Here is an 8,928-nt window from a genome sequence, read left to right on the forward strand (position 1 = left end):
TCTTGGAAGCGCCGGACGTGGGACCCAGAGCTCTTGAAGCTTTTTGGCGTAGACGGGGAGAAACTCCCTCCGATTGTTCCTTCATCTTCGGTGGTGGGAGGCCTCAGGAAGGACATGGCGTCTCTTCTTGGGCTCCCTGAGGGGCTTCCTGTGGTATGCGGTGCAGGGGACATGTTGTGCCTTCTTTTGGGCGGGGGCATGATTGAAAAGGGACGTTCCTGCGACGTTACCGGTACGGCAGCCGATGTCTCCGTTTACCTCGAGGAACCCCTCCTTTCTCCTCGCCTCATGAACCTCCATCACGCAGTGGATGGATGGATTAGCTTTGGGATTCTTGACAGCGGCGGAGGGAGCATGAAGTGGTTGCGGGATGCCCTGTACCTTGCGGGTGGGCAATCTGCATCCTACGCCCAGATTGATGAAGAGGCAAAGGAAACTCCTCCAGGCGCCGAGGGCCTCCTCTTTTTCCCCTACCTTTTGGGGGAGCGGCTCTTCGGTTCGCCCTGGGCAAGAGGGGTCTTTTTTGGCATTCTTCCCCAGCATCGCCGGGCTCACTTTGCCCGAGCAGTGATGGAGGGAGTGTGCTTTGATCTCAAAATGAGCCTTGAAGAAATTGAGCGGCTGAGCGGGAGAAATATCGAGGAAATGTACGCCATAGGAGGAGGGGCAAAGAGTAGTCTCTGGTGCCAGATAAAGGCGGATATCTACGAGAAGCCCATCGTAACCTTGAAGGAGACCGAGGGGGGTATCATGGGGGCAGCAATGCTTGCTTTCTCCGGAGTGACGCAGGAACCGGTTCCTTCTCTGGGGAAGCGATGGCTCCATGTGGAAGAGAGGTTCACTCCCTCCCCGGAGAGCAGGGCGGTGTACCGTCGACAGTACGCCCTTTTCAGAGAGTTCCACGATCTTTTCCAGGCGGCTTTTGAACGATATCGAAAGGAGGCATAGGGGTGCTCTCGTACCATTCTTTTATCAACGGTCGCTGGGAGGAAGGCAAGGGCTTCATAGAGGTTACCGACCCATCGAACGGGGAGGTTTTTGCGACGGTTTCAAAGGTGACACTTGAGCAACTCCGTCAGGCTATTGAAGGAGCCCACCGGGCTTTTCGGTCCTGGTCCCGGAAGCTTCCCGTTGAGCGGACTCGACTCCTCTTGAAGGCGGCAGACCTTGTTCGGTCGCGGGCTAAAGACATCGCTACCCTCCTTGCCCGGGAACAGGGGAAAGCTCTTCCCGATGCGGAGCGGGAAGTTCTGGGGGCGGCTGATTGCTTAGAGTACTACGCCTGTCTTGGGATGAACATCCTCGGGGAAATACCTCCCTCAAATGCCCTGAAGCTTCGGAGTTTCGCCCTTCGCCAGCCTGTGGGGGTTGTCTTCGCTGTAGCGGCCTGGAACTACCCTGTGAGCCTCATTTCCTGGAAAGTTGCGCCGGCCCTTGCTGCAGGGTGTACCGTAATCGTGAAGCCCTCCCGCGAGGCGCCCCTTTCCACAATCGAGTTCGTACGGGCCTGCAATGATGTCGGGCTTCCCGAAGGCGTGCTCAACGTGGTGAACGGGGATAACGCCCTCATTAGCGAGGAAATCTTCTCGAATCCGCTTGTGCGTCTTGTGGCGCTCACAGGGTCCACGGCAACGGGCAAAGAGTTCATCAGGGCTTCAGCGAAAACCGTGAAGCGTCTCGTCCTTGAGCTTGGAGGGCATTCCCCATTCATCGTTTTCGCCGATGCCAACTTCGATCGGGCGGTAAAAGACGGTGTTCGACGGGCTTTCCGTAACGCAGGGCAAATCTGCAACTCTGTGAATCGGATTTTCGTCGAAGAGCCGGTAAAGGAGAGGTATATCGAGGCTTTCGTGGCAGAAACAAAGAAGCTTCGCCTCGGCGGGGCTTTTGAAACTCCCGTCCCCGACGTAGGACCTATGGTGAACGAAGCAGGGGTGCGGAGGATGGAAGAATTCGTAAAGGACGCTGAGGCGAAGGGAGCGCGAATTCTCTGCGGAGGGAAACGGCCCTCCGATCCACGCCTGGCAAAAGGGTTCTACTTTGAACCCACCGTTGTCGTTGATGTGACTCCCGAGATGAAGCTTATGCAGGAAGAACCTTTCGGTCCCATCGTGGGCATCGATACCTTTGCGACTATCGATGAGGCCATAGAAAAGGCAAACAACGTCCCCTACGGTCTTGTGGCCTATGTTTACACCGAGGACGTGAGGAAAGCCTTCTACGTTGCAGAAAACCTTGAGTGGGGTTCGGTGGCCATAAACAACATCAACCCCGACAGCCTCTATGCCCCCTACCCGGGCTGGAAGGAGAGCGGCTTGGGGGTAGAGCTTGGCTGGCACGGCCTTGAGGAGTACTTAGAGTGGAAGCATGTAAAGATGGAGGTGATGTGACAGAGTAAGTAGGATTTCTAAGGCTTAAGTTTTTCAGGAAGATTTACCCGAGGGAAATTTAGCAGAAATTCCATGCCATAGGACATTTGGAAAGGAGGTTGTTAGTATGCCGGTAAAAGTAACTAATTGGGGTTATACGAATCCTATAATTGCTCCGCTGTATCCTAAACCGCCGATTTACTGGGTGGGCGCCAAAGTTCTGCTTGTACTGTATGAGGCAGATATCAGTGCCATTGAGAGTGTCGTTCCCGAACCTTTGGAGGTTATATCCAACCAGGTTATCGCTTGGATCTCCGACCTCCCAATGGGTACGCAGGGTCCGGGCCAGGAGGCCTGCATTTATGTAAGGGTTCGTTACAAGGATTACGTTGGTACCTACGAACCTTTCCTATACGTTGGACACGAGGTACCGCTTGCGGGGGGCCGGGAGATCTGGGGTTTCTGCAAGAAACTGGCGAATATATCGCTGACTTTTGATAAAGAGGTTGTACTGGGGGAAGTGGAGCGTCGCGGAGTGAAAATCATGAGGCTTCAGGCCACGATTGATGAGCCTGCATCGCTCTCTGAACTTCCCCTTGGACCGGTTTTCTCACTTAAGTACATACCGGGGGCTGCTGAAAATGAACCGCCTCTGAGGCAACTTGTATTTACTCGGGCTGAGCTTAAGGCTCGCCCCGGTGAGTTCTTTAAGGGGCGTGGGTCTGTAAGCTTTGAGAGATCAGAAATAGATCCAACTTATCTCCTTTCGCCTACGAGAGTGATCGCTGGATACTATGGGATATGCGACATGGTCCTTCCACTGGGCGAGATTGTTTATCGGTATCCGGAGGAATAAATAGTAACCGTGCGAGCCTACTTTAGCTTGTGCCTGTAGGAGGTGGTTTTAATGTGATTAGAAAGAAGGAAGGGAAAGAAACAGGGAAAAAGGGATTTTGAGGTGTTTGTTTGTCAGCCAGTGAGAGAGTGGGGAGTGAAAAAAAGAAAAAATAAAATAAAGGAGGGTAAGGTGGCGATGCTTGGAAGGTCTCAAAAATGGATAATGGTGAGTGTTCTTTTGGTTTTGGTAATGCTGTTGACTGGAGGGCTGGAAGCACGTACTGTCTTGAGATGGGCCACTATTGCAGGATTCTATACAGATTGGGCTGCCGAACTTGTTAAGGAATTTGAGCAGAAAACGGGTATAGAGGTTGAAATCGTTCAAATGGATTTAGCAACTATGTATGAAAAAGAGGCTATAGAGATGGCGGGGCGGACTGGAGCGTACGATATTATAACCGTAGAGAGTACATGGCTTGCCGAGTGGGCTCACGCCGGGTGGTTAGAGCCGTTGGACAGCTACATCGCCGAGACACCTAAGTCGGAGTTTGACATCAGTGACGTGGCTCCAGCCTTAGTGCGCATTTCCTGTACTTACAAAGACAAAATATATGCTCTTCCCTACTACACCTTCACCGCGGGGATGTTCTACCGGAAGGATCTATTCGACGACCCTGGAGAGCGTGCGGCCTTTAAAGCAAAGTACGGTTACGATTTGGATGTGCCAAAAACCTGGGAACAGCACAGGGACATTGCTGAGTTCTTTACTCGTAAGGCTGGTCAAACACTAAAGGGCGAAGTGTTGAAGCACGATTTCTACGGAGTTGGAATGATGGCAGGTAGGTTTGATGAAATACAGGACGAATGGATGGCAATACTCTGGGCCATGGGTGGAGAGGTAATGGATAAGGATATGAATGTCGTTGTAAACAGTCCTATAGGTGTGAAGGCAACCCAGTTCTACATTGATATGTTAAAGTTTGCCCCACCAGGAGCATTGACCTCCTCCTATGACGAGGTAATTGCACAGCTTCAACAAGGCATGATAGCGATGACTATGGGTATGTTCCTGGATCAGTGGGCAAATGCTGTAAAGACGGAACAAAACATCCCTGGTGCCGTAATTGCTTGTGCCCCAGCGCCTGGTTATACAGCTTTTATTGGGTGTTTCTCGGTAGCAATTTCGCGTGATTCGAAGAACAAAAAGGAAGCATGGGAATTCATCAAATTTTTGGCTGGACCAGAGACTCAAAGAAAATTTGCCCTTGGTGGTGGTACCACTGCTCTTATGAGCGTGCTGCTCGACCCGGAGATTCAGAAACACCGCGATGTAGCAGGCCATTACCCGGTTTTGGCTGAAATCTTGAAGTACCACGCTGAACACAATATTGAGCACCCATGGCTTCAATCTCCTGCAGCGGGGAAGATATACCGAGAAATGTCTGTATGTCTATGTGCAGCAGTGGCTGGGGAGATGACTCCAGAAGAAGCTATGAATACACTTGCCGAAAGGATACGACTTTACCACTCACAGGCTATTCAGGAGCAAAAGCAGTAATATCTATAGAGGGGAATTGGGTAGGGTTTGCTTTGCCCAATTCCCCTCTGCCGGAGGAGGAGGGAAGCTTAATCATGACTTTGCGGGAGTTGGAAAGGATTGATAAAGACCGACGATCCTTAATGTTCGAACTAAGGCGAGGCAGGTATTTCCGCTACGTCATCCTTGCCCCGGCCATGAGTGTTATCTTCTTCTTTGCGCTATTCCCCCTATTCTACACGTTGAGGCTCAGCTTTACAAACCAAGTACTTACGAATCCGAATCCTCCTTTATTTGTGGGTCTTGCGGGCTACCGCAGAGCCCTAAATGACCCGATGTTTTGGTCATCACTTGGGAGAACGGCATTTTTCACGCTCGGTGCTGTTTCACTGGAGATGATTTTGGGAACACTTATTGCGTTTCTACTCTCCCAGCCTCTTGCGGGGAAGGGCTTGATTAGAACCTTGATGCTTTTGCCAGTCGCAGTTGCTCCTATTGCAATGGGTTTAGTGTGGAGATACATGTACCACGCTGACTTTGGGATATTTAACTTTCTGGTGGAACGAATTGGGTTGGCCAGGAGAAATTGGCTTGGTGAGCCATCCATCGCGATGTTTGCAATTATTCTGTTCGATGTATGGCAGTGGACACCGTTTGTAGCTTTTGTGCTTTCTGCGGCTCTTCATGCACTTCCAAGAGAACCATTTGAAGCTGCTCAAGTGGATGGAGCTCCTAAGTGGCTCGTTTTTAAGTCGCTTATTGTACCCATGATAGCTCCCGTTTGGTTTTTTGTGTTTCTTCTAAGGGTCATAGATGCCGTGCGGCTTTATGACCCAATTTATGCTCTGACGCGTGGTGGCCCAGGAACTGCCACAGAAACACTAAGTTGGTATCTGTACAGAAACGCCTTTGCCTACTGGGATATGGGTTATTCCGCTGTTATTGCGCTTCTCTTCCTATACGCAATGATGATTCTCAGCTCCCTGGTAATACGGGTTATGAATAGGATTGCTGGAAGGGAGGGATAACTTCGTGTATACCCGACTTACAGGTAGGTTAAAGGTTAACATACCCGCAACGGTTCTCGCATTCATTATTGCACTGATTTTTGCTTTCCCAATCTACTGGATGATTTGTACCTCCTTTAAGCAACCACTGGATATACTTACCCCTCGACCGAAAATAGTTTTTTCCCCAACTCTCGAAAACTATTCTTACCTCCAGGAAAAAAGCCATTTCGGAAAGTACATTCTTAACAGTCTTGTCGTGTCTGTCTCTTCTACCGCGATTGTTTGTGCGCTTGGGTTTTTAGCTGCGTATTCCCTTGCCAGGTATAACGTCGGAGGTGGTCAACTGGCCTTCTTTATCCTTTCCACGAGAATGTTCCCTCCTATTGCTGTTGTAATACCATACTTTCTTATCTTCCGTTCCCTTGGTCTCATCGATACAAGGCTTGGTCTCATCATCTGTTACACGATGTTTAATTTGCCGTTTGCAATTTGGCTACTTATGACGTTCATTAAGGATATCCCGGTTGGTCTTGAAGATGCAGCCCGAATTGATGGTTATACGCCGTTCCAGGTGCTCTTGAAAGTTGTTGTTCCCCTACTAGCCCCTGGTCTTGCTGTCACTGCCATTTTCTGTCTATTGTTTAGCTGGAATGAATTCCTATTTGCTTTCCTCTTAACCCGATCTATGGCTACAACCGTAACTGTTGGTGTTGCGGGATTCTGGACTCAACGGGGAATTCTTTGGGGGCCAATGTGTGCAGCCGCGACCGTGACAGTAACCCCTATGCTTGTGTTCACTTTATTCCTGCAAAGGTACATAGTAAGGGGTCTTACTTTTGGTGCGGTAAAGGGGTGAAGGAGCTTGAGCATGGGTGATCGCGTATTTTGGGGGGCTGTGCTCTTCGTTTTCATTTGCCTGTTCTGGCTCAAGTACTTGGAGAGGTTTATTCCAATGTGGTTTGGTACTATCGTTGCAGTGGCTGCTTTCTTGGCCATGGTGGTCGTTGCTCGGCCGAAAAGAAGTGGTCATCGTGTGTCAGGCGGAAAGACTCAAGAACATTAGGGCGTAACTTGGCGTATAGTTGTTTCGAGTAGGGGGTAAGAGATAGTGGCTGAAGTAGAGGTAAGAAATCTTTGCAAATGCTTTGGGAACGTAAAGGCCCTGAATGATGTGTCCTTTACTGTTCGTGATCAAGAGTTTTTTGTCATACTAGGTCCTTCAGGCGCGGGGAAAACGACGCTTCTGCGAATCATAGCTGGAGTAGAAGTGCCTACTGCTGGTGAAGTGTATTTCGATGGCGTTCGTGTGACGAACTGGGCTCCTGAGGACCGTCAAGTTGCGATGGTCTTTGAAGATTATCATCTCTATCCCCACCTTACTGTCCGCGAGAACCTGGCGAGTTCCTTGCGTGCGCTAAAACTGCCGCGGCGCGACCAAGAGGAAAAAGTTGAGCAGATAGCAGATATGCTCCAAATAAGGCATTTGCTTGATAGATATCCCGGCCAGTTAAGTGGTGGCCAGAGGCAGAGAGTGGCACTGGGTCGTGCTTTGATAAAACCAGCACGGGTTTACCTCCTTGACGAACCGATAGCACACCTTGACGCAAAATTGCGGCACAGAATGCGTGGAGAACTTACCTTGATGTGTCGGCAACTTAAGTCCACCATAATTTATGTTACACACGATTACAGAGAAGCCTTAGCAATGGCCGATCGGATTCTGGTTCTACGTGCTGGACAGATAGAACAAATAGGACCTCCAAGCGAGGTATATCTAAGGCCTGCAACACGGTTTGTAGCTGACTTTGTGGGAGAGCCACCAATGAATCTAATCGAAGGTATCTTCGTTGTTAGGGATGGGATAGGTGTTCTGCGAATAGGTGAACAGGAGTTAATGCTGCCTCCAACAGTCTGGGCTAAGTACCACGAGTTTGCTACTAAGAAAGCTGATGAGCCAGTGTCGCTGACGGTAACAATGGGCATCAGAGCGCAGCATCTGGAGGTGTGGGATAGGGAACCCTCGGTACCTTGTCTTAGAGGTACAGTGTACGTTACGGAGAGTGTCGGTCGAAAAAATATTCTAACCTGCTTAGTGAACAATGTGCTTGTGCAGGTGGTTACAAGCAGGGAATCCCATTTCGACGTCAACCAAGCTATCTGGTTAGTGCCCTATCTTGATCACGTTGTGCTTTTTTTCGAGTAGATTAAGAGGACTCGTTATGTTAATCTTCATTCTTTTACAAGTAGGTGAGTACACTTGGCGCGGATAAGACTCGAGCACGTATGGAAGGTTTATGGCAAGGTAGAGGCTGTTAGAGATCTCTCGCTTGATATTCGTGACGGGGAGTTCGTCGTTTTATTAGGTCCGTCCGGTTGTGGTAAAACCTCGACCTTGCGGATGATCGCAGGGCTCGAGGAAGTATCAGCTGGAGAAATCTTCTTTGATGACAAGCAGGTAACAAAGTTACCACCAGCCGAGAGAAACGTTGCAATGGCCTTTGAGAACTATGCGTTGTACCCTTCCTTAACTGTCTGGGATAATGTTGCCTTTCCACTGGTAGCTCGCCGGGTCAGTAAGGCGGAGATTAAAAAACGTGTTCAAAAGGTACTAGAGGTATTGGAGATCGAGAATCTTGCCAGAGTGAAGCCATCCCAGCTCTCAGACGGCCAAAAGCAAAGAGTTGGCTTAGCCCGTGCGCTGGTTAGGGAACCGGTGGTATTCCTGCTTGACGAACCGTTATCCCATTTGGATGCCAGACAAAGAGTGAAGATGAGGGTATTTCTCAAAAGGTTTCATCAGGAAACTGGGATCACCATGATAATGGTGACTCATGATCAAGCGGAGGCACTTGCTGTGGCTGATAGGATTGCTGTCATGAATGAAGGCCGACTGGAACAGATTGGCAGCCCCGTTGAGTTGTATGACAGACCGAGAACGCTTTTCGTGGCAGGCTTCATAGGTGAACCACCGATGAATCTTTTACCGTGTCGGGTTTCTGCAAAAGATGGGCGTGTCTTTCTGATCGGACAGAACTTCTCAGTGTTACTTCCAGATAGCATTCATTTGAGCAATGGATGGGGGAGCAGCGAAGCGGTTATCCTTGGAGTCCGGCCTGAAGACTTAGAGGTTTGCGAAACTTGCGAGAAGGATACCGTTTTTTCCGGGGATGTGGAA

The 8,928-nt window shown here is 49.9% G+C and carries 8 protein-coding genes; all 8 read left to right on the top strand.

Annotated features, from left to right (window positions below):
- The coding region (locus H5U36_07010; protein MBC7217873.1) for a hypothetical protein at positions 1–948 on the top strand (948 nt) is incomplete at its 5' end.
- Entirely contained in the window at positions 945–2,390 is a 1,446-nt protein-coding gene (locus H5U36_07015) for an NAD-dependent succinate-semialdehyde dehydrogenase (GenBank protein ID MBC7217874.1), read from the top strand. The genes H5U36_07010 and H5U36_07015, both read left to right, overlap by 4 nt.
- A 106-nt stretch (positions 2,391–2,496) precedes the next feature.
- Complete coding sequence (locus H5U36_07020; GenBank protein MBC7217875.1) at positions 2,497–3,225, top strand: acetoacetate decarboxylase family protein; 729 nt, start codon at positions 2,497–2,499, stop codon at positions 3,223–3,225.
- A gap of 135 nt (positions 3,226–3,360) precedes the next feature.
- Positions 3,361–4,764, top strand: a complete 1,404-nt coding sequence (locus tag H5U36_07025; protein ID MBC7217876.1) for a sugar ABC transporter substrate-binding protein — start codon at positions 3,361–3,363, stop codon at positions 4,762–4,764.
- A 122-nt stretch (positions 4,765–4,886) separates the two neighbouring features.
- Positions 4,887–5,771, top strand: a complete 885-nt coding sequence (locus H5U36_07030; protein MBC7217877.1) for a sugar ABC transporter permease — start codon at positions 4,887–4,889, stop codon at positions 5,769–5,771.
- Positions 5,772–5,871: 100 nt separating this feature from the next.
- On the top strand, positions 5,872–6,609 hold the full coding sequence (locus tag H5U36_07035; protein MBC7217878.1) for a carbohydrate ABC transporter permease: 738 nt from the start codon (positions 5,872–5,874) through the stop codon (positions 6,607–6,609).
- 252 nt (positions 6,610–6,861) lie between these two features.
- On the top strand, positions 6,862–7,956 hold the full coding sequence (locus H5U36_07040) for an ABC transporter ATP-binding protein (protein ID MBC7217879.1): 1,095 nt from the start codon (positions 6,862–6,864) through the stop codon (positions 7,954–7,956).
- Between the two features lie 54 nt (positions 7,957–8,010).
- Positions 8,011–8,928 (top strand): ABC transporter ATP-binding protein (locus H5U36_07045; GenBank protein MBC7217880.1); only part of this gene is annotated, 918 nt, incomplete at its 3' end.

It is taken from the genome of Candidatus Caldatribacterium sp. (assembly GCA_014359405.1).
Lineage (GTDB): Bacteria > Atribacterota > Atribacteria > Atribacterales > Caldatribacteriaceae > Caldatribacterium > Caldatribacterium oleiphilum.

Excerpts from the sequence above, each read along its gene's own strand:
- H5U36_07030 (MBC7217877.1), top strand. The coding sequence starts at position 4,887 with ATGTTCGAACTAAGGCGAGGCAGGTATTTCCGCTACGTCATCCTTGCC.
- H5U36_07020 (MBC7217875.1), top strand. The coding sequence starts at position 2,497 with ATGCCGGTAAAAGTAACTAATTGGGGTTATACGAATCCTATAATTGCT.
- H5U36_07035 (MBC7217878.1), top strand. The coding sequence starts at position 5,872 with ATGATTTGTACCTCCTTTAAGCAACCACTGGATATACTTACCCCTCGA.